Source organism: Kineosporia corallincola, assembly GCF_018499875.1.
Lineage (GTDB): Bacteria > Actinomycetota > Actinomycetes > Actinomycetales > Kineosporiaceae > Kineosporia > Kineosporia corallincola.
Map to the genome: position 1 here is coordinate 197245 of NZ_JAHBAY010000005.1, position 26014 is coordinate 223258.

Sequence of the window (26014 nt, forward strand, 5' to 3'; positions counted from 1 at the left end):
AGGAATCTGGTGTCAAACGAACTGCGAGCCCCACTCCGCTGGATTCTCGGCGTCGAGGGCGCCCCTGAGCCCAGGCCCGCCGACCGCGAGCCGGAGGCGCTCGCCGAGATCAGCGCGGCCGCCTTCGCCGTGGCGGTCGAGCTGCGGTTCGGTGAGCAGGCCACTGCCGAGCAGGCCCGTGAGTTCGTCACGCACCTGGGCGACATCTACCTCAAACCCGGGGCGCTGGACCCGCGACTGGCCGAGCAGATGATCCTGAGCGTGTACGACGAGGTGGAGGGGCTGGACGACGTTTCCCTGGAGCAGACGGTCGCCGCCCAGAACCTGATCACCGCCGCCACGGTGCAGGACATGGGCATCACCGAGGAGGCCCTCGAACGCTTCATCGACGACGTGGTGGAGCTGATCGTCAGCCTCGACGACGAGGACGACGAGGACTGAGACGTTCCGCCGGAACCCCCTCACGCCCGGGTCACGATCCTCCAGCAGGATCGTGACCCGGGCGTGGTTCGTGTTACGACACGACCATCCAGTCCAGCACCGGCGTCGACTGGAGGTAGACGATCCCGCACAACAGCAGGAGCAACAGCACGCTCCAGCCGAAGACCCGCCGGAACAGCGTGCCTTCGGCACCGACCAGGCCGACCGCGGCGGTGCCGACGGCCAGGCTCTGCGGCGAGATCATCTTGGCCATCACGCCGCCGGAGGTGTTGGCGGCGCCGAACAGCACCGGGTGCGCGCCGAGCTGCTGGGCCACCTCGGCCTGGAGACCGCCGAACAGGGCGTTCGAGCCGGCGTCGGTGCCGGTGATGGTCACGCCGAACCAGCCGACGATCGGCGACAGGAAGGCGAAGAACCCGCCCGCCCCGGCCAGCCACACGCCGAGGGTCGAGATCTGGCCGGACAGGTTCATCACGTACGACAACGCGAACACGCACAGGATGGTGAAGATGGCCCAGCCGAACTGGCGCATGGTGTTCACGTAGATCCGCGCGGCCTGCGCCGGGCCGATCCTGAGGACGGCGGCGGTGATCAGGCCCGACAGCATCAGCAGCGTGCCGGTGGCCGAGGCCCAGTTCAGCGTGTAGTTGGTGGCCACCGCCTCACCCGAGGGCGAGACGATGTCGAGGCCGGGCCAGGCGAACACCACGGTGCCCTCGGCCAGCAGATCCTTGATCGCCGGGATCTGGGCGAGGGTGAACACGGCGATGATCACCGCGTACGGGGCGAAGGCCAGGAACTGCTGACGGCGGGTGTCGACGACCTCGGCCGTCGCGGTGACGGCCACGGCGGCGCCGCCGTCCGCGGTCACCCCACCGGCGGCTCCGCCCTCGCTGGACTCACCGTCCGGATGGGCTTGTCCTGCCGGGGCTTTCGTCGTCCCCACGCTTTTGCTGTTGAGGAAGAACCGGCTGTAGAGAATCAGCGCGGCCGCGGCGACGAGGGCCGCGAAGATGTCGCACAGCTTGTAGTCCACGTAGTTGGCGAACACGAACTGGGCCACGCCGAACGAGACGCCACCGATGAGCGCACCGGCCCAGGCCTCCCGCAGGCCACGTCGGCCGTCGGCCATGAACACCAGGATGAACGGCACGAGCATGGCCAGCAGCGGGGTCTGCCGCCCGGCCATCGCGCCGAGGTCCTCGGCCGGCAGGCCGGTGGTGGTCGCCAGCACGGTGATCGGGTTGCCCAGGCCGCCGAACGCGACCGGCGCGGTGTTCGCGACCAGGGCCATGGCGGCGGCCTTGAGCGGGTCGAAACCGATCACGCCGAGCATCACCGCGCAGATCGCGATCGGCGAGCCCCCGCCCGCGAGCGCCTCCAGCAGGGCGCCGAAGCAGAACGCGATGATGATGGCCTGGATCCGCCGGTCTTCGCTGACGCTGGCGAAAGATCTTCTGAGCACTTCGAAGTGGCCGGTGTGAACGGTCATGTTGTAGATCCAGATGGCGTTGAACGTCAGCCACAGGATGATCAGGACGCTGACGCCCGAACCCAGCAGCCCGGCGTCGAGTGCCTGCGGAACCGGCATGTCGTAGACGAACACGGCCCCGGCCAGGGCGACGAGCAGCGATACCAGCCCGGCCCAGTGTGCCTTCATCCTGAACCCGCCGAGCAGGATCAGCAGGGTGAGCAGGGGCAGGAACGCGACGAGTGCCGAAAGGCCCAGTGAACCGGCCGGATCGAAGTCTTGCTGATACACGGTGAACGACTCCCACGGTGGAGCGGTGATTCCATCGTGGTCAGCGTTCCACCGTGGGACAGATCGCCTTAAGTGCCGTCATTCGGTTTTTTCGGGCATTAGGTCATGGGGGTCCGGGGGCGCCTGGCCCGGATGTGGCGGGAGATGTGTTCAGCTGACCGCCGCGGCGTCGTGCAGGCTGTCGTACAGGGCCGCGCGACGCATGTAGGCGCGAGCCGTGTCGAAATGCTCTGCGGTGCGCCGTAATGCGTCGAGGTTGCGTCGTCGGACCGCAGGGTCGCGTTCCTCCAGGAGCTTCTTGTTGGCGATGGTCTGTGCCTGGATGTAGTTGAGCGCGGCGTGGCGGCGCTGACGGCTGTAGACGTCGAGCAGGTCGTCGCCGGCCTGGCCATGGATGACCCGTGAGAGTTTCTCGGCCAGGTTGACGGCGTCGTGGATGCCGCCGTTCATGCCCATGCCCCCGATCGGGTTGTTGACGTGGGCGCTGTCGCCGGCGAGCAGGACCCGGCCCTTCCGGAAGGCCTCGGCCACACGCTGATTCACTTGGTAGACGTTGACGTACTCGACGTAGTACGGGTCGGTCTTCGGGAAGAATCGCTGGAGTCGCTCCTCGACGCGTGCCGCCGACAGGGCGGTGGCGTCGTCCTCACCGCGGCTGATCGGCAGAATGACCCGCCACAGGCCCTCGGGTGTCTCCCCCCGCACCTTGAACAGGTTGGCCCACTCCAGGGGGTCGGAGAAGTAGTTGCGCAGGGACAGATTCGGCTTGACGGCCTTGAAGTCGAAGCCGGTCGCGATCTTGATGAACCGTTCGGGATAGGTGAAGCCGTCGAACTGGAGGCCCGCGAGCCGGCGCACCGTCGACCGGCCACCGTCGCAGCCGATCACGTAGGAGGCCCTCAGTCGTTCCGGGCCGCCGGGTGAGTCGTACTCCACCTCGATGCCGCCGGCGGTCTCGGTCAGCCCGGTCAGCGTGTGCGAGAACCGCACGTCGAAATCGGAGGCGTCGGCGTACTCCTCGGCGATCGAAGCGGTGAGTTTGTACTGCTCGTACTGCAAGACATAGGGGAACCGGATCTCGTTCCCGAGCCGGCCGAGATCGAACTCGGCCACCAGCTCCCCGCTCGGCCGGTCGTGGAAGCGATAGGTGCTCGAGACCAGGCAGTGCTCCCGGATCTTCTCGACGATGCCCAGTTCGTCCAGCATCTCCAGGGTGCTCGGATGGAGGGTCGCGGCCCGCTGGTCCTTCACCGGTGCCGGCTCCGACTCCAGGACGGTGACCGGGACACCCAGCCGGTTGAGCGCCAGGGCGCACACCATCCCGACGGGGCCCGCTCCCACCACGACGACACGGGGGCTGATGCTCTGTGGCGACGTCACGGCGGGCGCCTAGTTCTGCTCGCGCTGGAGACGTTTGCTGACCTTGCCGACGGCGGTGTAGGGGAACTCGTCGACCACCTCCACGACATCGGGGAGCTTGAACGTGGCGAGGCCACTTTCCCGCAGGAACTGACGCACCTTGCCCAGGGTGAGGTCGGATGCGCTCTGCGGCGAGCGGGGAATCAGGTACACCTTGACGCGTTCGCCGAGGATCTCGTCGTCGACGCCGATCGCCGAAGCGTTGTGGACGCCGGCGTGGGCGAGGATCGCGTTCTCCAGTTCCTCGGGCGCGATCTTCTCACCGCCACGGTTGATCTGGTCTTTCGAACGGCCCACGACCCGGATGAATCCACGGTGGTCCCGCTCGACGATGTCACCGGTGCGGTAGAAACCGTCGGGGGTGAAGGCCAGGGCGTTCTGCTCGGGGTTGCGGTAGTAGCCGAGAATCACCGATGGTCCTCGCGTCAGCAGGTGCCCGGCGACGCCGGGGGGCACGTCGTTCCCCTCGTCGTCGACGACGCGGATCTCGTCGGCCTCCGAGGCCGGCCGGCCCTGGTAGCGCACGCTGGTGGCCCGGTCGACGTCGGCCGGGTTGCTGACGACCAGGCCCTCCCCCATCCCGAAGCTCTGCGACAGCTGCACACCGAATTCTGGCTCGACGCGCGCGGCCACGGTTTCGGTCAGCTTCGCGCCGCCGCACATGATCACTTCCAGGCTGGACAGATCAGAAGACTTGCGCAGCGAGGAGTTCAGCCAGGCGAGCAGGATCGGTGGTACCAGCGACACCCGGTTCACCCGGTGCTTCTCGATCAGCGGAAATGCGGTGTCGGGGCTGCCGTTCGGGGCGATCACGATCGTGGCGCCGACGCTGAACGCGCCCAGGAAGCCGGGGGAACGGGTCGACATGCTGTGGCAGATCGGTATGACCAGCAGGTGGATCGTGCGAAAGACGATTCCTCGTTCGCCGACGCTCCGGCGCAGCGCGTAGCCGTACGTCTGGTGGGTGTGTGGCATCAGTTTCGGCACGCCTGTCGTGCCGCCGGAGATCTGCAACAGCGCGACGTCCTGGGGGCTGCACCGCCGGGCGTGCTCGAGCGTCCCCCGGGACAGCAGCGCCTGGTACTCGGCGCCGCCACCACCCTGATCGAGGATCACGGTGTGTTCCAGGTGGGACCAGCGCTGCTTCAGGTCGGCGGCCATCGCGGCGAGATCGGTGCCGCTGTCCGAGGCGACGGTGATGTAGACGCGGGCCTGCGCGATGCGGACGAAGTGCTCGATCTCGGTGCGGCGGTGCGCGATCGGGGCGACGACGGGGACGACCCCGAGTTCCCAGAAGGCGAAGACGAACACGATGTACTCGTAGGTGTTGGGCAGGTGCACGACGACCCGGTCCCCACGACGCAGTCCCAGCTGCTGAAGACCCGCGGCCAGCCGCAGGATCTCGTCGGTCAGCTGGGCGTAGGTCAGCTGACGGTCGCGGTCGATCACCGCTGTCTTGTCCGGATGCTGGCGCGCGGTCGCGAACAGCAGCTCGGACAGGGTCTGGTCGCGCCAGTACCCCTTGTCCAGGTACTCGGCCACCGTTTCCGGCGGGTACTGGACCACGCCGTCCAGGGGCAGCGGCTCGATGCTCATGTGTTTCCTTTCGGTGATCAGCTTTCGGGGCGGTTCAGACCGTCGCGATCAGGACTTCCTCGCCGCTGTAGGGCCGCAGTCCGTCGGTCCTGCCGGTGAAGTAGCGCTCGGTCAGACCGGCCGCCGAGACGTGCTCGGCGGCGGTGAACCCGGCCTGACGGGCCAGCCCGATGATCTGGGCGGGGGTGTAGAAGCCGATGAAAGGCGTTCCGGCCCGGCGGGAACCCTCTCGTGAGGCGCGCCGGATCGGCACGTCCTCGGGATCGAGGTCTTCGATCGGAGGGAAGAAGGTGAGGATCAGGGTCGATCCTGCGGGCAGGGACGCCAGCCGCCGGAGTGTCGCTGCCGTGGCCTGTTCGGTCAGGTACATGGTGACGCCCAGCCAGGACACCACCGCGGGGCGCGAGCTGTCGAATCCCGCTGCTTTCAGCCGGTCCCACCAGTCGTCATCGGCCTCGAAGTCGACCGGGACGAAGCGCAGCCACTGCGGTGTCTCGTAACCGATCTCGCTCAGCCGGTTGCGCTTCCAGGTCTGGGTCTGCGGCTGGTCAATCTCGAAAACGGTCATCGTGGGCCCGGCCTCGGGATGGCGTTGCGCGTACGTGTCCAGGCCCGCACCCAGAATCACGTACTGATCCACCCCACGGCCGGCCGCCTGCGCCACCAGATCCTCGGCCAGCCGGGCCCTTCCGACGATCGTGGCCCGCTTCCCGCCCGTGTGGGCGGGAACCATGTCCGCGCGCTCGCGCCATCCGTCGCCGTCCTGCGCCAGCCGCGCCCCGATGGCGTCTTCCAGGACGTGCGGCGCTTCGTCGACCTGCGTGTGCAGAGCGCGCCACAGGGCGGTTCTCACCGCCGTGTTGTCCGGTGTGGTGACGACGTTTCCGGTCATGTGTCAGCCCTTTCCCAGGTTCTGTGTCAGTAGTTGTCCCAGCTGTGGGCCCCACTTCGGCAGGCCCGCGTCGCGCCCCATCACGGAGTAGTGGTTCTCGTCGTCGACGGCGAGGAGAGAGGCGTTCGGCAGATGAGCGCGCCAGCGGTCCCGGCCGTTGAACTCCTCCCCCGCTACCCGGCACGCGATCACCAGGGACGGGATGTCGAGACGACCCTCGGTCGGCTCGGACATCATCGCCACGCAACGGTTTCCGGCTGTCGTGATGGCGGCCAGCTGCTGGTCGTCCGACAGGATCGCGTCCGCGGCGTCCGCGCCGAGGACGCTGACGAGTTCCTCCCGGGCCGAGCCCGCCTCACGCGCCGAGCCGGCCGACTGTGGCCGGCCGGTACGACGGCCCGCGCCGCCCCGGTCGTCGATCGGTGGGGTGTCCACGATGGTCAGGGTGGCAACGGTCGCGCCGCGCGCGGTCAGTTCGCGAGCGACCGCGAACATGATGTGGCCGCCGAAGGACCAGCCCAGCAGGTGGTGAGGGCCCTCCGACTGGAGGCTCTGGATCACCGTGGCGTACGTCGCGGCGAGTTCGCCGAGGTCGGCGAACGAGAGGTCGAGGCCGGCCTGGGCCGGGTCGTCCAGTCCGACGATCCCCAGGCCGGGCGGCACGTGGTCCGACAGCGCCGAGTACAGCGACGAATAGCCGAACTTCGCGTGCGCGCAGAACAGGAACCCGCCGTTGCGGGAAGGCTTCAGCACGGTGGCGATCGCGGTGATGTCGGCCTCGGTCTGCGCCACCGGCCGGGCTTTCGTCTCGATGATCGCGCTGAGTTCACCGATCGTCGAGGTCGTGATGACGTCTCGCATGGCTATCGTCACCGAGAACGTGCGGTTGATCTGGGACGCCAGCCGCATGGCCGCGAGTGAGTGCCCTCCCAGCCGGAAGAAGTCGTCCCCGGCTCCCAGGGCCAGGTTTTCGGGCAGGTCCAGCACGCCACGGAACACCGTGGCCAGCTCCGACTCCGTCCCGGGCTCCAGGGGCCGGCCGGTTCCCGCTCCGGGTTCGGCCAGGTCGGCCGGGGGCAGTGCGCGGCGGTCCAGCTTTCCGGTCGGGGTCAGGGGGAACGACTCCACCGTCATGAGGACGGCCGGAACCATGTAGTCGGGTAGGTATCTGGCCAGATGGTCACGCAACGGCCGGGTGATGTCGCGGTCGGTCGTGGTGCTGTAGTAGGCCACCAGCTGCGGCCCGGTGGCGTGCTCGACCGCGACCACCTCGGCGCGCGTGATCCCGGGGAAAGACTGTACGACGTCCCGGATCTCGTCCGGTTCGATGCGGTACCCACGAATCTTGACCTGCTCGTCGGCGCGGCCGAGGTAGTCGATCGTTCCCTCGTCGTTCCACCGGGCCAGGTCCCCGGTGCGGTACATCCGTTGCGCGGGTTCCCACGGGCAGGCGACGAACCGTTCGGCGGTCTGCGCCGGCCGGCTCCAGTACCCGCGAGCGGTTCCCTCACCGGCGAGGTACAGCTCCCCGGCCACGCCCGGGAGGGTGGGCTGGAGGTTCTGGTCCAGGATGTAGGCCCGGGTGTTGAAGATCGGCGTCCCGACGCTCGAGGTGACGCTGTCGGCCAGGTCAGCCCCGAGGGCGTTGATCGTGTACTCGGTGGGCCCGTACAGGTTGTAGGACTCGACGCCAGGGGCTTCGCGCAGCTGTCGCCACAACCGGTCCGGAACGGCCTCGCCGCCCAGGGAGACGAAGACGACGCCGGCGGCGTCGGAGGACACGGTCCGCCCGGCCGGGCGGTCCCGCTCGAGCAGCCCTTCCTCGACCAGCAGCTGCCCGTAGGACGGGGTGACGTCGAATCCGTCGATGCGGGTCTGGTCGTAGTGGTCCAGCAGGCGCTTGGGGTCACGCCGCATGTCCTCGTCGATGACGTGCACCTCGTGCCCGTTCAGCAGCCAGAACAGCTGCTCCCAGGAGGCGTCGAAGGAGAAGGACGTGGTGTGCGCGATCCGCAGCCGGCGTCCGCGCTGATGCTCCACCACCCGGTCGAAGATCTTCTCGACGTGGTTGACGTACATGTTCGTCAGCCCGCGGTAGCCGACGGCGACGCCCTTGGGCCGGCCGGTCGTTCCCGAGGTGAAGATGATGTAGGCCAGGTGGTCCGGCGAGATCGGGCCGCCGCGTTCCCCGGTCGTGATCGGATCCGCGCTCGTGCGTGCCAGGCGTTCCAGCGTCGGCGCGGAATCGAGGTCGGCCACCTGCCCCGGGGTGCCGTCGATCCGGCTCCTGTCGCGGTGGGTGACCAGGGTGAGCGTCGGCTGCGCGACGTCGAGCATGTACCGGATCCGCTCGTCCGGCAGCTCGCCGTCCACCGGGACGTACGCGGCCCCGACGGCGAACACCGCGAACATCGCGACGACCATGCGCTCGTCGCGCGGCAGCAGCAGCGCGACCCGGTGCTCCGGGCGCACCCCCGACTCCAGCAGGAGCCGGGCGTAGCGGTTCACCTCGGCGGAGAACGCCGAGAAGGTGAACCGGCGCTCCCCGGCCACCAGGGCGGTTTCCGGTCCGGACAGCCGCACCTGCCGGTCCAGCAGGTCGGCCACCGTCACCGGCTCGATCGTGCGCACGAGGTCGGCGGGGACGCCTGTGTGCGGGTCGCTCTCGGCCGGCAGCAGCGCGGTGAGGGCACCGACGGGGTCGTCCAGGCGGTCCGCCAGGGACAGGAGCACCTGCACATAGCGATCCAGCATCAGCTGGGCGGCGTGCGCGTCGAACGTGTCCCGTCGATAGGACAGACGCACGTGCACGGTGGCCTGCCCGTCGTGTTCCCACGGGTTGACCGCGAAGGTCACCGGGTAGTGCGTCGCGTCGTCGACCTCGCCGCGCACGATGCGCAGTCCTGCCGCCTCCTGCCCCGCGGGCCTGCGGTACGGGATGTTCTGCACCACGAACAGCGTGTCGAACAGGTTGGCGATCCCGGTGCTGGACTGGATCTGGGTCAGTGAGGCGTGCGGATGGTCGATGACGAGCAGCTGTTCGGACTGGACCCGGGCGAGCAGCTCCCGGCTGCTCTCGAACGGCGTGGGCCGTACCCGCATCGGGACGGTGTTGAACAGCAGCCCGATGATGCGCTCGGCGTCCGGCAGGGACGGCGGGCGGCCCGAGACGGTGTTGCCGAAGACGACGTCGTCGCTGGCGGTCAGCCGGCCGAGCACGATCGCCCAGGCGCTCTGGAGCAGCGTCCCCACGGTGACCTGAGCGTCCCGGGCGGCACCGAACACCGCCGCGGCCTGCCCGGGATCGAGGTCCACGTGCAGTTCACCCGTCTCGCTCCGCCCGTCACCCAGGTCGCCGGTGTCCGGGCACAGCAACGTCGGGCCGCTCAGGTCCGCGAGGTATGCGCTCCAGGCCCGCTCGGCGGCGTCCGGGTCCTGATCGTCGACCCAGTCCAGATAGGACTGGAACGACGGCGGTTTCACCCGATCGGCGTATCCGGGATCGGCGTAGATGCTGATGATCTCGGTGAGGAGGGCGCTGGTGGACCAGCCGTCGAGCAGGATGTGCTCGAAACTCATCACCAGTATCCATGTCTCGTGGGCCGTCTCGAGCAGGGTGAACCGGATCAGCGGCGGGGTCTCGAAGTCGAAGGGCTCGCCCCGCTCGGCCGCCAGGAACTGCTCCACGGACGTCCCGTGCTCGTTCCACTCCGACGATCGCACGACCCGCACCGGGACCTGGGTGCTCGCGGGGATCACCTGGACGTCGCCCGGAGGGACGAACACGGCCCGCAGGTTGGGAAACCTCTCCATCGCCACGGCGATGGACGTCGTCATCCTCCCGGGGTCCAGGTCACCGAGGATCTGCCGGGTCACCTGCGAGACGTAGGTGTTGTGGTCGTCAGCTTCCCGGGACCGCAGGAGGTGGTAGAACAGGCCGCGTTGCAGGGGAGCCAGCGGAAGGATCTGGGCGTCGTGCCCGTAACGGGCCCGGATCGAGGCCTCTTCGGCGGCCGTCACCGAGACCCGGTCCGCGCGGCGGACGGTGAAGGCGTCCCGGCGCTCGCGTCCGGGGGCCGGGATCGGTGCCCGGGCCAGCTCCTGGGCCACGGCGACAGCCAGAGCCTGCGTGTCGACATCAACGGTGCTCGCCGACTGCGCCCTGACCCGGATCACGCAGTCGCCGGCCTCACCGTCCGCGAGGAGCACCTCGATGTCCAGGCCGGTCTCAGGAACCCCGGAGCCCTCGGCCGGGTCGGTGATCAGCTCCGCCCGGCTGCGGAACACCCCCACGCGGATCCGCGGAACCGGCAGGTCGTCGAAGAAGCGGCTCAGGCGCGGGTGCCCGGCCAGCAGCGCATATTCGGCCGCACGCCGCGCGTCCAGGCCGATGACTGCCCCGGACGGTTGCCCCGGGACCAGCAGCACCGGGAAACGACGTGTGGCGAAGGGACCTTCGGCCTCGTGGAACTCCACGAGCAGATCGCCCTCGACGACGCCGGCCAGGGCTTGTCCCACCGCCGTCAGCACGACGGTCCCGACCGGGGCCTCGCCGGCCGCCCGTACCGTCGCTTCGGCCCGGGCCTGCCCGGCTGCCGCGTCGCCTCGCTCCGGCAGTACCGCGACGTCCGCATCGGCGAGCTGGTCCACCCAGTCCTCCCAGAACGGGTCGTCCAGCAGCGCCGTCAGTTCGTCGTCGCGGTGGGCGGCCGTGGCCGGAACCGAGGCCACGACGGTCGTCGCAGTACCGGCCTGATAGGCGGCGACCAGTTCCGTGAGCTTTTCCCGCACCGCGTCCAGCAGCTCGGGGTTGCCGGTCTCGGCCACCAGCTCACCGGTCCCGCCGTCGCCGACCACCAGCCGCAACCCCGGGTTCCCGCCCGGCAGGATGTGGGCGACATGATCGGTCGCGGCCCGCCAGAACTGAGCCGAGCCGATCTCGAAATCGTCGAGAGGCAGCCGGAAGAGGCGGCTTTCACCAGCGTCACCGGACGGCTTCTGGTCGGCGGCGTGGACGATCTGGGCGAGTTGCCGGACGGGGAGATCCGGGTACCGAGCACCGAGCACCAGGAAACGCGCCGTGCTGCGCACCAGGCGGGACGTGGTGTCCGGGGAGAACAGTTCCTGGGCGGCGTTCAGATTCAGTCCGAGTGTTCCGTCGCCACGTCTTTCGATACTCGACACGAGATCGAACAGCGCCGGCTGAGGCCCGGGCGGGCTGTCCGCCGGATTCGGGGTGTAGGGGGCCAGGAGCGAGTCTTCGCCCGTGTCACGGCGATCCAGGTATGCGGCCATCACCTGGAACAGAGGGCTGATACCGGCCCGCCGGGGTGGGTTCACCGCCTCGACGACCTGCTCGAACGGAACGAGCTTGTGGCTCGCGGCCTCCAGCAGGCGATCCCGGCAGTGCAGCAGCGTCTGCGCGAAGCCGGTGCTCGCGTCGATGTCGGTGCGCAGCACGACCGTGTTCACGAAGTAGCCGACCAGGTCGTTCAGCTCCGGCTGGTCGCGCAGACCGGCCGGGGTGCCGATGGGCACCACGGTGCCGGCCCCCTCGTCCCACAACGTCAGCGACAGCGCCGCGACCAGGGCTTGCAGGGGTGTTGCCCGGTGCTCGGCGAGGAGCTGGTCGAGTTCGGCCGCGTCCGCCTCGGACAGCGACGTGGTCGCCGTCCGCACGGTTCGCTCCTCGGAACGGTCACGGGGGTGGTCGATCGGCAGAGCGGTCTGCGGTGGGATGTCTGCCAGGAGGTCCTTCCAGTAGCGCAGATCCAGCCGGTAGCGGGAATCCGGGTCACTCCGCTCCCCCAGCACGTGTCGCTGCCAGATGGCGAAGTCCGCGTACTGGACCGGCAGGGGCACGTCCGCCGTCGAAGCGCCCGTCACGGCCTCGGCGTAGAACTGGTTCAGCTCACGGATCAAGATCCCGAAGGAGTCCGCGTCGGTGATCATGTGGTGCCCGTGAACGACGAGCAGATCGCGGTCGGCCTGACGCAGCAGGTGGAACCTCAGCCCGAACCCGGAGGTGAAATCCATCGGTGCCGTGACGATCTGGGCGATTCTGCCGCCCGGTGACCCGGGGCCGAGATCCTCGACCTCCAGAACCCGGGTGTCGTCGCCGGGTTCGGCACAGACGACCTGGCGCAGCGACGAGGTCTCGTCGTCGGGGATCAGGAGGGTGCGGAGTATCTCGTGCCGGGCGATCGTGCGGCGCACCGCTGTCGCCAGGGCCTGCGGGCTCAGCCGTTCACAGGCCTGGAGCACGATCTCGGTGCGGTAGACCGAACGCCCGGCGATCTGCTCCGAGAACCACAGCGCCTGCTGCCCGTACGAGACCGGCACCACCGCCGGGCGCGGCAGCTCACCCACGCGTACCCGGCTCGGCCCGGCGGCGAGCGAGCGTTCCGCGAGCTGGGCGAGCTCGCCGATACGGGGATGCTCGAACATGTCCTTCAGCGTCAGGGCCGAGCCGAACAGCGCGTTCGCCAGGGCCACCACCCGCGTGGCCAGCAGCGAATGCCCGCCCAGGCGGAAGAAGTCGTCGTCCACACCGAGGTCGCTGTCATCGTCGAGGCGCAGCACGTCGCGGAACACGCGGGCGAGCGCGACCTCGGTATCAGATTCCGGGGCCCGGCCGCCCAGCGTTCCCGCGGTCGGGACCGGGTCGGGCAGGGCGGTGCGATCCAGCTTCCCGTTGACGGTGACCGGAAAACTGTTCAGCCGCACCATCGCAGCCGGCACCATGTACTCCGGCAGCGACCGGGCGAGGTGCTCGTGCAGCGTCGCGAACAGCAGGGTGTCCTCGGCCGGCGCCGCGTCAGTCGTGGTCACGTAGGCCACGAGATGCCGGCCACCGGCCGGGTGTTCCCGGGCCAGGACGGCCGCGCCCGAGATCCAGGGATGTTCCTGCGCGAGCGTGCGGATCTCGTCGAGCTCGATCCGGAACCCGCGGATCTTCACCTGGTCGTCGCTGCGGCCGAGGTACTCCAGCTGCCCCCGCGCATCCCACCGCACCACGTCACCGGTGCGGAACAACCGTGATCCCCCGGCGCCGAACGGGTCGGCCACGAACCGGTCGGCGGTCAGGCCGGCGCGAGCCGTGTACCCGACGGCGAGTTGTGCTCCCCCCACATACAATTCGCCCGCGACGCCGACCGGCACCGGGCGCATCCACGGATCCAGGACGTGCACCGTCGTGTTCGCCACCGGACCACCGACAGGAGTGTGATCCGGGTCGGTGATGACCGACGCCGTCCCGTCGCCCGTGATCTCGGTCGAACCGTAGAAGTTGTGCAGCACCGCCTGCGGCAATGCGGTGCGCAACGCGCTCGCGGTGCCCCGGCCGAGGGCCTCACCGGAGCTGATCCAATGGCGCACCGAGGCCAGTGCCGCGGGCGCGTCATCGTGGCGAAGAAGGACGTCCGTCAGAGCGGGCACGCTCAGGACATGCGTAACTCCGTGCCGGGCCGTCTCTTCCATGATTCTGGCCGGATCCTGTGCGGTCGCCTCGGACAGCACGACGATCCGGGATCCGGCGATCATCGGCCCGAACAGCTCCGTGACGGCGTCGACGAAGCCCACGCCGCTCTTCCACAGGGCCACGCTGTCCGACGCGAACCCCAGGACCCGCTCACCCCAGGCCAGGCGATTCACCAGGGCACGATGCGAAACAGCCACGCCCTTGGGCCGTCCCGTCGTCCCGGAGGTGAAGATCACCACTGCCACGTCCGACTCGTTCACCGGTCGGGCCAGGACCGGTGCGGTCTGCTCACCGGCGGCCAGAGCGTGTTGCACCGCAGGGTCGTCCAGCCGGATGACCAGGGCGGGACATCTGCCCAGCGCGTGATCGTGCGCCTGTGCGGTCTGCTGATCGGTGATCACGGCAGTGGGCGCCGCGTCCTGGAGCATGTGCCCGACCCGGGCCGCCGGAAGACCCGGATCGACCGGAACGTAGGCCGCCCCCGCCCGCAGCACCGCACCGAGCGACACCACCAGGCCCACCGAGCGCCCGAGCGCGACCGCGACCCGGTCGCCGACCCGGACCCCCCGATCGATCAGGAGCCGGGCCAGAGCGTTGACGCGCGCGTCGAACTCGCCGTAGGTGAGTTCGGTTCCCTGGTCATCGACGATCGCGACCGCGTGGGGATCTGCTGCCACCCGGCGGCGCACCAGGGCGTCCACCGTCCCCGGCAGATCACCGAGCACCTCACCTCGCCCCCACCGCGGATCCGGGTGGTCCGCCGGCGGGGTGAGCGTGGCAGCCAGCTCGTACAGGGTCCGGCCGGGAGGCCCGTCGATGACGTCGTCGAGAAAGCGGCCGAACTGCCGGACGTGCGAGAGCGCCACGCCCGTGTCGGAACCCGCGGAGAGCTCCAGCCGGATTCCGGACGCCGGATCGCGATAGACGGCGAGGTCGAGTGCCCCGGTCGGCCCGGTGCTGATGGTTTCGGGTACCAGGGTCGTCTCACCCGCGTGCCACACCGCGTCGAAGAGCCTGATGTTGATCGTCGGAAGGCTGAGGTACGACGCCTGACCGCCCGGCCACCGGCGAGCGATCTGGTGATCGTCGATCCAGGCGTGCGTCCGTGACATCCGCACCTGGGCCGAGACCGCCCCCAGCACACGGGCCCAGGTGTGACCTGGACCGATCGGGACGACAACGGGGGTCGCTCTCGAGATCGCGCTCGGTGTCGTCAGCAGCGCGCGGCTCTCGCGCATCATCAGGGGGACACGGACCGCTACGTGGTCACGACCGTTCAGGAGTGCCGTGTAGACACCCCACAGAGCGATCAGGAGATCGCTCCAGGACACGCGCGCATCGCGTGCCAGCTGCTGGATCTTTCCGTAGGCGCCCTCAGGTGTCGGGACTGCGAGCGTCTGGTGCGAGGACATGAAGGCGTCGGAGACGTTCTCGGCAGGGACCTGGAACAGGTTCTCGTGGTCGTCTTCTCCAGTGCTGAGTACGCCGCTCCAGTACGCCACGCCCTCCTCGGCGCGAGGGCCGCTGAGCTCGGTGGCCTTCACGAGATCCTTCAGGCTGCCGAACCAGCGCTCCGGCACCGAGGCTCCTGCTTGCGCTGCCTGGTAGACCTCGGCGACGCGACGCGCGAAGAGCGAGATGCTGTAACCGTCGACGAGCAGGATGTTCGTCACCAGAATCCATGCCCAGCTCCCGTTCCGGCGACGGACCAGGGTGGAGGAGGTCGAGGGCTCCGCGGCGCCGGCCGGTCCGCCCGCCAGCTGCTCGCGAGCCAGCGCCCGGATCTGGTCGTCGTCGTGACCGGCGTTCACGATCGGGGTCTCGAGTGTCCTGGCCGTGTCGACGTACTGAACGGGAACACCACGGTCTTCCGCGAAACGCACTTGCATGGCTTCGGTCTCGGAGAAGACGACGCTGATCGAGGACGCGAACAGGTCCGGGTCGGCCGGACCGTTCAGCCAGAACACCTGGCCTGCCCGGAAAACCGATGCCTCGGGGGCGAGTTCCCGTGCCACCCAGTTGCCTCGCTGGCTCGCCGTCAACTCCACGCGATCAAAAGTCGCCAACCGGGCCACATCCATTTCTCTTGAGATCAGGTCGAGCGCCGACTCGGTCCGGGCAGGAGGACCTGAGCAGCTACGGGAAGACCGGCGGACCGGGCCGAACCGGGATCAGGGAGCCGCGTCGCCGCTGCCCTGGAGCCCTTCCACCAGCTCGATCCAGTGCCCCAGCCGCGAGTCCTCGGCCAGCGTGATGAAGTCGATCCGTTCCACTCCCGCGCTGCGCCAGCGCTCGACCAGCTCCATGAGACGGACCGAGTCCATCCCCTGGTCCCGCAGGTTGAGGTCGTAGTCAACCTCCGCTGGATCGAGATACAGCACGTCGGCGACGTCGGCGATCAGTTTCTCGGTACTCAGTTTCATTGATGTTCCTCATTCCAGGACAGGCATTCTCGGGGAGCCGCTTCGTTCCGGATCCGGGCAGGACTGCGGCTGCGGCTGCGGTCGTCACGGCCAGGAACCGGTCGCACGTGGCTGGGGCACCGGCGCGGCTGCGACCGGCCTCTTGTCCTCCGTGATCACCCGGGCACTCCGGCCACGGGCACAGGTGCCCACCGGCCGTGGCGCCGGTGGACGAGCCGTTCTGGCCCGGCAGCAGTCCGGATGAGAACCGGGCCGGCGGAGCGGCCTCTAGTCCAGGCCCAGCACGACCTCGAGGCCGACCGTCACGCCCGGGAGATTCGGTACGGCGCGCAGCGAGCTGAGGACTCCTGGCATGAGGGACTCACGGGAGATGGAATCGTAGCGCAGCGTCATGGTTTCGCCCTCGTTGCCGAGCAGCACCTCTTGTGACGACATGAACCCGCTGACTCTGATCGAGTGGACACCGATGCCTTCGATCTGCCCGCCGCGCGCTCCGTAGGGGTCAAGAACGGTGGCGTCGGGCGAGGGAGCGCATCCTGCCTCGTTGCGGGCGCGGGCTACCACCTCGGCCGTGCGGAGTGCTGTGCCCGACGGTGCGTCAACTTTACCCGGATGATGGAATTCAATGATCTCGACGGACTCGAAGAAGGGCGCGGCCTGGGTGGCGAACTTCGTCATGAGCACCGCCCCCACCGAGAAGTTCGGTACGACGAAGACGTTGACGTCGCTGTGGTCGACGAGAGCGGCCCGGATCCGCTCCACCGAGGCCTCGTCGAAACCGGAGGTCCCCACCACGACGTGAATGCCCTGCTTGATGCACCACTGGACGTGATCGTGGGCCACGTCCGGCGGAGTGAACACGAGCGCGATATCGGCTTTCCGGTCGATGATGTCGTGCAGATCATCATGAAGGTCGATCTCGGCAGCCACGTTCAGGTCAGGGCTCGCCTCAATGGCACGCACCGACGCTACGCCCATGCGCCCTCGGGCGCCCAGTACCGCAATCTGATTCATGTCAGAACCCATCCTGGGAAAGTGCCTCGATCCGGCACCGCTCATTGATTCCGTGCAAATACGTGTCGGGGATCGTGAATGCCGAATGACCCTGCCGGACCGGCGGATTCGGTCTGGCGAATTCGCCGGTGGCGCGCGGCCCACCGCCGGTCCGGCCCGCACCACGTGCAGGCCGACCGCAAGGTACGGGATTTCTTGAATGACCCCCGAGAACCGGGAGACCCTCGGCAACGACCGGGGAACACCGCGGCGGACCCACGCCCCACGGCGAGCCGGCGCGCAGTCATCGGCATGCCAGCAACGGCCCTTTCCATCGGCTCAGTGACCGGGCCGCGTCCCTGGTGCTGAACGAGGCCCACCGATGAGATTAGGCGAGCCTTACCTTACGTGGTGTGCGCAAACCGTCACGTGGTTATGAGGCGTTGAACGGTCCGCGCCACACCGGGTCACACCTCGGCACGGCGGTTCAGACCGACCGGGCGGAGACCTGGTCGGGCGCACCCGGCACCGGCTCCGCGAGATCGGCGCCCAGGGCGACGATGCGGTTGGCGGAGTCGACATGCACGACTTTGGCCCGGTGGCCTGGCAATTCGGAGTCCTGGAGCATCACGAAGGACATGATGATCACCAGGTCACCCGGGTGGATCAGGTGGGCCGCCGCCCCGTTGATGCAGATGCCTCCTTCTCCCGCGGGCCCGAGGATGATGTACGTCTCGAGGCGGGCGCCGTTGGTGATGTCGACGACCTGCACCTTCTCGCCCTCGGCCAGACCCGCGGCGTGTGCGAGGTCCTCATCCAGCGTCAGTGAGCCCACATAGTGCAGGTCGGCCTGAGTGACGGTGGCACGGTGGATCTTTCCACCCAGAACTTCGCGGAACATGTCCTGCTCCTCCATGAGTTGTGAGACGGGTCCTGCTGAATCAGCCGGAGATGCCCGGACTTCCCCGCTACGCCTGATCGGCGGTGGAGGTGGCGCCGGCTTCCACGGCGCCCGGCGTCTCGTGCCTGGCCATGTGGTCGCGCAGCGACTTGGGGCGGATGTCGGTCCAGTGCTCGTCGATCCAGTCCAGCACGTCCTGGCGCGGCTTACCCTCAGGCTGGCCGTAGACGATGCTCCAGCCGCCCGGGACAGGCTTGAAAGTCGGCCACAGCGAGTGCTGTTCCTCGTGGTTGATCAGCGCGTAGAAGGATCCGCTGTCGTCGTCGAACGGGTTCTGGGCCATGCGTTGCCCTCCTTGTCGTTCCTGTCGGCGTGGTTCCTGTCGGCGCTCGGTCCGGATCGCGGTGCGCACGCGCCGTCCGGTCCCGCCGCGATCAGGACGGGATCCGGACCGCTCTCCGGTGGGCGTACGCAGATGCCTGGCGGCGGGGCCTGTCCCCTCGGTGAAGCCGGTAGCGTGGCCTGGGCCTGGGTTTTCGGGCTCCGGTCACGGTGAACAGCGGATCGGCCGGCCAGGCCCCACATCGGCTTACGCTAGCAGGCCCAAGTTAGGTAAGCCTAACTTTTTCCGGCGAAAGTTTTCCGGTCGCCGATCCGCTGTTGTCGCCGTCAGCCCGGGCGGTCGCTCCGCTCCTGCCCGGGCGGCGTTCAGGCGAGCGAGCCGGCACGCCGGCCCATGACCATGCCCGCGGCCAAACCCGCACCCGTAGGGTAGTTTCCGCTGAACAGCCCGCCGAGCGCCTCGCCGCAGGCGAAGAGCCCGGGGATCGGCGCACCCGAGGGATCCAGGACCTGGCCGGCGGTGTTGCCCCGCAGACCGCCGAAGGTGAAACTGATCCCGCAGGTCACCGGATACGCGTAGTACGGCGGCATCTCGACCGCGGATGCCCAGTTGCTCTTGACCGGGTGCGCCGAGGCGCTGCGGCCGTCCTTGACCGTGGGGTCGAGTGGCCGGCTGGTGTCGACGGACGCGTTGAACGCGGCGACCGTGCGCACGAATCCGTCGACATCGATGTCCATGGCCGCGGCGAGCTCCCCGAGGCTGTCGGCCACGATCGGCCTGATGCCGGGCATGTCGTACTCGTAGGCCGCCAGCATGGCTCGTGTCGTGGCGTCGAAGACCTGGAACGCCACGGCCCCGGGCTGTTCGAGGATCACCTTGCCGTACTTCGCGTAGGTGTAGTTGCGAAAGTCCGCGCCCTCGTCGAGGAACCGCCGCCCCTGGCGGTTGACCAGGATGCCGAGAGGGTAGCCGTACCGGCTGAGCCGGTTGGTCAGGGTGCGGTTGCTCTCGTTCTCGGGATAGGAGGCGTCCCACGGAACGCTGTGGCACGTCGACCAGTCACCTCCGCGATCCGCGCCCGCTTCCAGGGCCGCGTGGATCGCCTCGCCCGTGTTGTAGGGCGTGCCCCGCACCTTGGCGTGCTGCCACCCCTCGCCCAGATACCGCCGGCGCCATTCGGTATTGGCCTCGAAGCCACCGCCGGCGATCACCACCGACTCCGCCCGGAACTCCCGGTCTCCCGACCGGACGCCGACCACGGCGTCCCCGTCGGTGATCAGTTTCGTCACCGGGCAGCCGTGGTGCACCTCGACGCCGAGCCGGGAGGCGATGCGCTCGTGGTCTGCCATCAGCCCGGGGCCGCCGTCGACGGTGCACACGTGTGACTGTCCCCAGAACAGGTACTTTCCGTCGGCGCCCTGGTGCGCCTGCCGCTCGTACATCAGCCGGAACCGCATCCCCAGTGCGTGGAGCCAGCCGACCGTGTCGCGCGAGTCGTTCACGACGGCCTCGGCGAGTTCCCGGTCGAGGCGGCCCGCGGTGACGCGTTCCAGATCGGCCAGGTACTCGGCCGCCGGGTACGGCGGGACCTGCGTGCGTGCGTGACGCTCGTCGGGTTCGAGGATCCCGAGGAGGTCGTCGAGGCCGGCGTGCACCATCCGGGTGGAACCGATGGTGTAGTAACTGTTCCCGCCGGCCTGGTCCCGCGGGGCCGCTTCCAGCAGTACCACGCGTCTGCCCCGCTCGGCCGCGGCATGAGCCGCGCAGTAGCCGGCGTTTCCTCCGCCCACCACCACCACGTCCGTGTTGTGGTTGTGCATCTCCACCTCACTGCCATTGGGCCACGTCTGGTGCTCTCATGCCCGCGGCCGTTTCGTCGCGGACCGGCGACACCATGGACGTCGCGTCTGCGGCAACCCGTGTGGGTGGCCGTTTCGGGAAGTCCTGCATGCGGGAGCACGACGTCACATCGCTGTCGTGGCTGCACGCAGGCCGACCGGAGAGCGCGGAACACCGTTCAGGCTCTCCTGGTTTCGCGCTCCTGATAGTCGCGCGGCGAGAGTCCGTGGAATCGGGTGAAGGCGGCGCTGAAGGTCGGAAGGTGAGCATAACCGACGCGACGTGAGACCGAGCTGGGCTTGGCTCCCCCGGCCAGCATGTCCCGCGCGCTGCGCATGCGGGCGGCGTAGCACCACCGCACGAAGCTCATGCCGGTCTGTTCGCGGAAGGCACGATGGATGTCGGGAGAAACGTCCAGCGCCACCCCGCCGGAGGTACCGATACGACGCAGGTAGTCCATGGCCGCCACGCGTGCGCGCGCGTCGGTGGGCATCGGCAGCGACAGCGCTCTCTGGGCGGCGACCTGGTCGGCGAACAGCTCGAGCACGTGGCCGGGGTGGTAGTTGTCCGGTCTCACGGGTGTGCGGGCGCTGACGGAGCAGAACATCAGGTAGTCGTCCCAGGCCGGCGAGAACTGGACCTGGAGCGGCTCGGTGAGGGAGAGGTCTTCGGTGCCGGCGTTCCCGAGCGGCAGGGAGATCGAGTTCTCGCGTACCCCCGTGGTGTGCTCCGCGCCCGCGGGAATCCAGGTGGCGACGCCTTTTTCCTGTTCGTGGCGGTGGCCACCGACGTCCAGGTAACCGCTGCCCCGGTAGGTCCAGATGAGCACGTGGACGTTGTTGGAGTGCAACGGCGTGCGGACCGCGGGCAGCAGGTCGGGAGCCGCGGGTTCGTCCTTCGCCCGCATCATGCGCATCACGTTGTCTGCCTGGCGTGCGGCTGCCCCGTGCTGTGACAGCCCTTTCCCGGCGGAGCGGACGGACAGAGCCCGGCCGAACTCGTGCGGGGTCAGCCCGAACTGCTGCTTGAACGCTCGGGTCAGTCCGCTGTAGGTCGCGAAACCGACTCTCGCCGCTACCTGATCGACGCCGTAGCCGGCCGCGATGTACTCCACCGCCGCACTCAGCCGGCAGCGCAACCGCCACTGCTCGAAGGTCAGCCCGGTGTCCGCACGGAAGTCACGCAGCAGGGTGCGCGGGCTGGACAGCACCCGGGCCGCCCATTCGGCGACGGTCAGGTCGAGCGCGGGATTGCGCAGCAGCTCGTCGGCCACCGCGCGGGCCCCGGCGGACGTGGGCAGGACGGGTGGATCGACGGTGACCGTCGGGGCCCCGTCACCGGGCACGTGCGGGTGCCGGCCAGGGCCCCGGAGAAGCTCGACGAGCGCGTCCTGGGAGTAGCCGAGACCGGTCAGGGGTGTGACCCCGAGATTGAAGCTCTGGATCAGCCAGTCCTGCCAGCCGTCGGGAATCGCGAACGGCACCGGGTCCGGCGGTGCCACGGTGGCGATGCCCGGGTGGGTGAGCAGGGGAAAGACCACCGTGCCCGGCGCGGTGACGACTCTCCACCGGCTGCCCCTGCGCACCGGGATCCAGACCCCTTCACCCCCGGTGAGCCGGAACTCGGGGCTGCCCTCGATCCAGACGCAGGCCGAGCCCGTACGCACCCAGAGCAGGAGATGCTCGGGTTGGTCCCAGACGCCGCTGGAGTGCACCTCAGGGATCGACGGCGGTCGGCTCAGGCCCAGGTTCAGGCCCCGAGAAGCTGGATCCACGTACACCCCGTCCTAACTATGTGGCGACCTACGCAGACCATGCGAGGTAAGGCTTGCCTAACGTTAACACCGGCCTTTCGCCCATGGTGGCGCACGGCGTCGCATCTTCACAGGGATCGGAAGGGGCTGTTTCCCAACATGCCAAAGAGCTCGCGCCGGATCGCCGTGCACCCGTTGACCCTGCGCGAGGTGGAGGTCGTGCGGGTCCAGGACCTGACCCCGGGAATGCGGCGGATCACCCTGGCCGGTGCCGAGTTTCGCGAGTTCACCTCGGCGAACGGCTTCGCTCAGCCCGCGTTCGGCTCCACGGGTTTCGACGACGACATCCGGCTGGTGTTCCGCTATCCCGGCCAGGACCGGCCGGTGCTGCCGACGCAGGAGGAGAAGGGCCTGCACCTGCCCCGGGACCCCCGCCCGCTGTCGCGGGTCTACACCGTGCGCCGCTGGGATCCCGAGACCGGCGAGCTGGACATCGATTTCGCCCGGCACGGCATCGGCGTCGGCACCACCTGGGCCTACCGTGCCCAGGTCGGTGATCGCATCCACTTCTTCGGCCCGGGCTCGTCGCGGGCGCTGCCGCAGGACGCGGACTGGCTGCTGGTGGCCGGGGACGAGACCGCGCTGCCCGCGATCGCCCGCCTGCTGGAGGAACTGCCCGAGGGGTCCAGGGCCCAGGTGTTCATCGAGGTCGGCCACCAGGAGGACCGTCAGGAGGTGCCTGAGCGCGCCGGCGTCGAGGTGACCTGGCTCGTGCGCGACAGCGCCGACGCCGACGCCGACGCAGCCACCGACACTGGCCTGACCTCTCACTTGCTGGACGCGGTCCGGAACTGCGCCTGGTGGGACGGCAAGCCGTTCGCCTGGGTCGCCGGGGAACAATCGGTGGTGCGCGACATCCGGCGTCATCTGGTCGAGGACCGCGGAATGTCCAAGCAGGACGTCGAATTCGCCGGTTACTGGCGTCGCGGTGAGGTCGTCGCCCTGGAGACCGACGCGGCCGTGCCCGACCCCCAGAAGACCAAGACCCCCTTCGAGAAACTCCACGACCTGACCGAGCTGATCCCCCCGGTGGCCATCCGCACCGCCGTCGAGCTGGGCGTCCCCGAACTGATCTCCCGCGGGGTGACCGCCGTGAAGGACCTGGCGGTCAGGGTGGACGCCGATGAGCGGGCCCTGGGCAAGTTGCTGCGCTACCTGCACACCCTGGACGTCGTGACCGCGACCGAACCCGGTCACTACGCCCTGACCGCGGTGGGTGAGGTCCTGACCGTCGACTTCATGGCCGACTTCCTGCACCCGGCCGGGGCGGCCGGACGCGAGTTCCGGGGCATCCACGGGCTCACCGAGTCCATCCGCACCGGACGGGCGTCCTACGCCTCGATCACCGGGCAGACCTTCGCCGAGGCTCGCGCCGAACAAGACTACGAGGATCGTTACCTGGAACGACTCGCGAAGTTCCAGGCCGCCCTGGCCGAGCCGATCGCCACCTCCGGCATTCTCGAGGGGGTCCGGCACCTGGTGCTGCACTCCGGCGGCGCGGGCACCCAGGCCCGCGAGTTCGTCACGGCGCACGAGAACCTCACGGTGACGATCGCCGCGCTGCCCGCGCAGGCGGACTGGCTACGCCGTGACCTGCTCGACACCGTGCCCGACGAGCAGCAGCGGGCCCGCATCGGCGTGGTCGAGCAGTCCGTCTTCGAGCCCAGCCCACCGGCCGAGATCGTGTTCATCATCCGCGCCCTGAAGATCCTTCCCGATGCCGATGCCGCTCACGCCCTGCGGCGGGCCGCCGAGAACCTGCTCCCCGGCGGCCGGGTGCTGCTGGTCGAGGACGTCTTCGACACCGACGACCTCGACGAGCACGACGGTGAGGCCGACCTGCTCGCCCTCACCGTGCACGGCTCCGGTCTGCGCACCGCCGCCGAGCTCGACGACGTCATCTCCCGGGCCGGACTGCGACGCAGCCTCACCCACACCGTCGGCTGGGGTACCCGCGTCCTGGAACTCGTTCCCGGACAACAGCACTGACGCCCCGAGATGTTTCACCCAGGTCCCTCAGAGAAAGAGAAAAGAACACCGCCATGTCCATGACACACCCGGGACGGCGCGCAGGCGCCGTGGCCGCTGCCTTCCTGAGCGCGGCACTTCTGCTCACCGCCTGCGGAGACGACGACAGCACCGCCTCAACAACCCCGGCGGCCCCGACGACCCGCACGGTCACGGCCGACAACGGCAGTGTTCAGGTCCCCAGCAACCCCCAGCGTGTGGTCACGATCGGCAACACGACCCTGCCGTTCATCGACCTCGGCGGTAAGCCGATCTCCGTCACGGCCGTGTCGGACTCGACGCTCGAGCTACTGCCGGACGACGAGCAGGCGACCTACGGGGCAGCCACGAACCTCGGTGACGGTGACGTCGATCTGGAGAAGCTCGCCGCCCTGACACCGGACCTCATCCTGGTCCAGATCGACGACGCCGGCTTCAAGAAGATCGAGAAGGAGCTCCAGGAGATCGCCCCGACGGTCTTCTGGGGGCTGGACACCGAGTGGAAGGGCTTCGCCGACGCGATCGCCGAGGCCGGCAACACCACGGCCACGCTCACCCAGCAGAAGACCGAGTTCGAGGACAAGGTCAAGAAGATCCAGGAGAACTACAGCACGATCCTCGCCGACACCTCGTTCGTCGACGTCTCCCGCGGGCAGTGGAACGATCCCGGAACGTTCTACATCGCGGACATCGGCTGCTCCGAGGTCGGCCGCGACGACGTCCACCTGAAGCTCCCTCAGGCCGCCGACGGAGCCGATCCCCTGGCCTACACCTCCCTGCCGTTCGAGAAGATCAGTGAGCTGTCCGAGTACGACGTGATCACCTATCCCGTGGACGTCGAGGGCAAGCCGCTGGAGGCGTTCCAGCCGGTGACCGAGACCAACACCTGGAAAGCCCTGCCCGCGGTGAAGTCCGGCCGGGCGCTCGGCCTCCTGTGCCCCGGTAACAACTCCTACAAGCAGGTCAACCGGTACCTGGACTCGCTCGACCAGGCGCTGGCCACGCTCCCCCAGCAGTGACAGCTCTCGCCCTCCGGCACGACGGTCCGGGCACCGTGACGGTGCCCGGACCGCGCCGCCGTCTCCTCGGTCTGGTCGTCGCCCTCGTCGTCCTGATGGCTCTGCTGGTGCTGAGCCTGATGGTCGGGGCAACGGCCATCCGGCCTTCGGCGGTATGGGACGCGCTGTTTCACTCCACGGCCGACATGGACCGGTTCGCCGTCCGTGACTACCGGCTGCCGCGCACGATCACCGGACTGGCCGTCGGCGTCGCTCTGGGCCTGTCGGGTGCCCTGATCCAGGCGCTCACCCGAAACCCCCTGGCCGATCCGGGCATTCTCGGTGTCCATGCCGGTGCGTCCTTCGCCGTGACGGTGGCGGTGGGACTGCTGGGCGTCCGTGACATCCAGGGCTACATGTGGTTCGCGTTCGCCGGGGCGCTGGGCGTCACCGTCCTGGTGCTGGCTCTCGGGTCGACACGGCAGGGCTCCTCGCCGGTGGTCATGGTGCTCGCCGGAGTCTGCGTCAGCTCGGTGCTCGGGGGAGCCCGGGAGGCGCTCCAGCTGACCAACCCCGATGCCTTCGACGCGATGCGCTCCTGGAGCGCCGGCTCGATCGCGGGACGCCCGCTGGAGGTGGTGTGGCCGATCCTGCCGTTCTTCGCGGTGGCCGTCGTCCTGGCCTTCGTGGTGGCCGGCCCGCTCAACGCGATGGCCCTGGGGGACGACCTGGCGGTCGCCCAGGGCGTCCGGCTGGCGCGCACCCGCGTCCTGGCGATCATCGCGCTCACCCTCCTGGGCGGGGGTTCCACCGCCATCGCCGGGCCGATCGTGCTGGTCGGCCTCATGGTTCCGCACGTGGCCCGCTGGATCGTCGGCCCGCACCAGCGATGGATCTTCGCCTACAGCATCGTTCTCGCCCCGGTCCTGCTGCTGGCCTCCGACATTCTCGGGCGGGTCACGATGCGACCCGGTGAGATTCCCGTGGGCATCGTCACGGCCTTCGTCGGCGCACCCGTTCTCATCGCGCTGGTGCGGCGCGGAAGGGCGAGCGAACTGTGAGCGCAGGCGTGTCGTCCCGGTCGTCCCGGTCGTGGCGGGGCCGGGC

At 69.0% G+C, this 26014-nt stretch carries 15 protein-coding genes; 4 read left to right on the forward strand and 11 right to left on the reverse strand.

Features of this window, described 5'->3' with window-relative positions; genetic code table 11:
* Nucleotides 1–9 precede the first annotated feature (9 nt).
* Nucleotides 10–441 carry a hypothetical protein gene (locus tag KIH74_RS13780; RefSeq protein ID WP_214156299.1) on the forward strand — a complete coding sequence of 144 codons (432 nt, stop codon included), beginning with the start codon at nucleotides 10–12 and terminating at the stop codon, nucleotides 439–441.
* 73 nt (nucleotides 442–514) lie between these two features.
* Here the strand turns inward: KIH74_RS13780 and KIH74_RS13785 are convergent, their stop codons facing one another.
* The 11 genes from KIH74_RS13785 to KIH74_RS36315 all read right to left on the reverse strand — a co-directional run bounded on the left by KIH74_RS13785 (nucleotide 515) and on the right by KIH74_RS36315 (nucleotide 21863).
* Nucleotides 515–2203: an L-lactate permease gene (locus tag KIH74_RS13785; protein WP_214156300.1), complete on the reverse strand. Its 1689-nt coding sequence runs from the start codon at nucleotides 2201–2203 to the stop codon at nucleotides 515–517.
* Between the two features lie 150 nt (nucleotides 2204–2353).
* Nucleotides 2354–3583 carry an FAD-dependent oxidoreductase gene (locus KIH74_RS13790; RefSeq protein ID WP_214156301.1) on the reverse strand — a complete coding sequence of 410 codons (1230 nt, stop codon included), beginning with the start codon at nucleotides 3581–3583 and terminating at the stop codon, nucleotides 2354–2356.
* 9 nt (nucleotides 3584–3592) lie between these two features.
* Nucleotides 3593–5218 carry a (2,3-dihydroxybenzoyl)adenylate synthase gene (locus KIH74_RS13795; RefSeq protein ID WP_214156302.1) on the reverse strand — a complete coding sequence of 542 codons (1626 nt, stop codon included), beginning with the start codon at nucleotides 5216–5218 and terminating at the stop codon, nucleotides 3593–3595.
* 34 nt (nucleotides 5219–5252) lie between these two features.
* Nucleotides 5253–6110 carry a class I SAM-dependent methyltransferase gene (locus KIH74_RS13800; RefSeq protein ID WP_214156303.1) on the reverse strand — a complete coding sequence of 286 codons (858 nt, stop codon included), beginning with the start codon at nucleotides 6108–6110 and terminating at the stop codon, nucleotides 5253–5255.
* A 3-nt stretch (nucleotides 6111–6113) separates the two neighbouring features.
* The gene (locus KIH74_RS13805; protein ID WP_214156304.1) at nucleotides 6114–15638 is read right to left on the reverse strand and encodes a non-ribosomal peptide synthetase; all 9525 of its coding nucleotides are present in this window, start codon (nucleotides 15636–15638) and stop codon (nucleotides 6114–6116) included.
* Nucleotides 15639–15761: 123 nt separating this feature from the next.
* Nucleotides 15762–16013 (reverse strand): phosphopantetheine-binding protein, encoded by a 252-nt coding sequence (locus KIH74_RS13810; protein WP_214156305.1) that lies wholly within the window; start codon nucleotides 16011–16013, stop codon nucleotides 15762–15764.
* A 267-nt stretch (nucleotides 16014–16280) separates the two neighbouring features.
* Nucleotides 16281–17027: a 4-hydroxy-tetrahydrodipicolinate reductase gene (dapB, locus tag KIH74_RS13815; protein ID WP_214156306.1), complete on the reverse strand. Its 747-nt coding sequence runs from the start codon at nucleotides 17025–17027 to the stop codon at nucleotides 16281–16283.
* A 466-nt stretch (nucleotides 17028–17493) separates the two neighbouring features.
* Nucleotides 17494–17907, reverse strand: a complete 414-nt coding sequence (panD, locus tag KIH74_RS13820) for an aspartate 1-decarboxylase (RefSeq protein WP_214156307.1) — start codon at nucleotides 17905–17907, stop codon at nucleotides 17494–17496.
* Between the two features lie 67 nt (nucleotides 17908–17974).
* The gene (locus KIH74_RS13825) at nucleotides 17975–18250 is read right to left on the reverse strand and encodes an MbtH family protein (RefSeq protein ID WP_214156308.1); all 276 of its coding nucleotides are present in this window, start codon (nucleotides 18248–18250) and stop codon (nucleotides 17975–17977) included.
* Between the two features lie 365 nt (nucleotides 18251–18615).
* Nucleotides 18616–20070 (reverse strand): FAD-dependent tricarballylate dehydrogenase TcuA, encoded by a 1455-nt coding sequence (gene tcuA, locus KIH74_RS13830; RefSeq protein WP_214156309.1) that lies wholly within the window; start codon nucleotides 20068–20070, stop codon nucleotides 18616–18618.
* A gap of 197 nt (nucleotides 20071–20267) precedes the next feature.
* Entirely contained in the window at nucleotides 20268–21863 is a 1596-nt protein-coding gene (locus tag KIH74_RS36315) for a helix-turn-helix domain-containing protein (protein ID WP_214156310.1), read from the reverse strand.
* Between the two features lie 138 nt (nucleotides 21864–22001).
* On the opposite strand from KIH74_RS36315, the gene KIH74_RS13840 reads away from it, so the two are divergent.
* Genes KIH74_RS13840 through KIH74_RS13850 form a run of 3 tightly spaced genes read left to right on the forward strand, consistent with a single transcriptional unit; the run spans nucleotide 22002 to nucleotide 25968 of the window.
* Nucleotides 22002–23891 (forward strand): SIP domain-containing protein, encoded by a 1890-nt coding sequence (locus tag KIH74_RS13840; protein WP_214156311.1) that lies wholly within the window; start codon nucleotides 22002–22004, stop codon nucleotides 23889–23891.
* A 53-nt stretch (nucleotides 23892–23944) separates the two neighbouring features.
* A complete protein-coding gene (locus tag KIH74_RS13845) occupies nucleotides 23945–24928 on the forward strand; it encodes an ABC transporter substrate-binding protein (protein ID WP_214156312.1) in 984 nt (327 codons plus the stop codon).
* Nucleotides 24925–25968 (forward strand): FecCD family ABC transporter permease, encoded by a 1044-nt coding sequence (locus KIH74_RS13850; RefSeq protein ID WP_308113771.1) that lies wholly within the window; start codon nucleotides 24925–24927, stop codon nucleotides 25966–25968. The genes KIH74_RS13845 and KIH74_RS13850 overlap by 4 nt, the downstream gene beginning before the upstream one ends.
* Nucleotides 25969–26014 lie beyond the last annotated feature (46 nt).

Excerpts from the sequence above, each read along its gene's own strand:
- KIH74_RS13800 (WP_214156303.1), bottom strand. The coding sequence starts at position 6,110 with ATGACCGGAAACGTCGTCACCACACCGGACAACACGGCGGTGAGAACC.
- panD (WP_214156307.1), bottom strand. The coding sequence starts at position 17,907 with ATGTTCCGCGAAGTTCTGGGTGGAAAGATCCACCGTGCCACCGTCACT.
- KIH74_RS13825 (WP_214156308.1), bottom strand. The coding sequence starts at position 18,250 with ATGGCCCAGAACCCGTTCGACGACGACAGCGGATCCTTCTACGCGCTG.
- KIH74_RS13810 (WP_214156305.1), bottom strand. The coding sequence starts at position 16,013 with ATGAAACTGAGTACCGAGAAACTGATCGCCGACGTCGCCGACGTGCTG.
- KIH74_RS13845 (WP_214156312.1), top strand. The coding sequence starts at position 23,945 with ATGTCCATGACACACCCGGGACGGCGCGCAGGCGCCGTGGCCGCTGCC.
- tcuA (WP_214156309.1), bottom strand. The coding sequence starts at position 20,070 with ATGCACAACCACAACACGGACGTGGTGGTGGTGGGCGGAGGAAACGCC.
- KIH74_RS13795 (WP_214156302.1), bottom strand. The coding sequence starts at position 5,218 with ATGAGCATCGAGCCGCTGCCCCTGGACGGCGTGGTCCAGTACCCGCCG.
- dapB (WP_214156306.1), bottom strand. The coding sequence starts at position 17,027 with ATGAATCAGATTGCGGTACTGGGCGCCCGAGGGCGCATGGGCGTAGCG.
- KIH74_RS13840 (WP_214156311.1), top strand. The coding sequence starts at position 22,002 with ATGCCAAAGAGCTCGCGCCGGATCGCCGTGCACCCGTTGACCCTGCGC.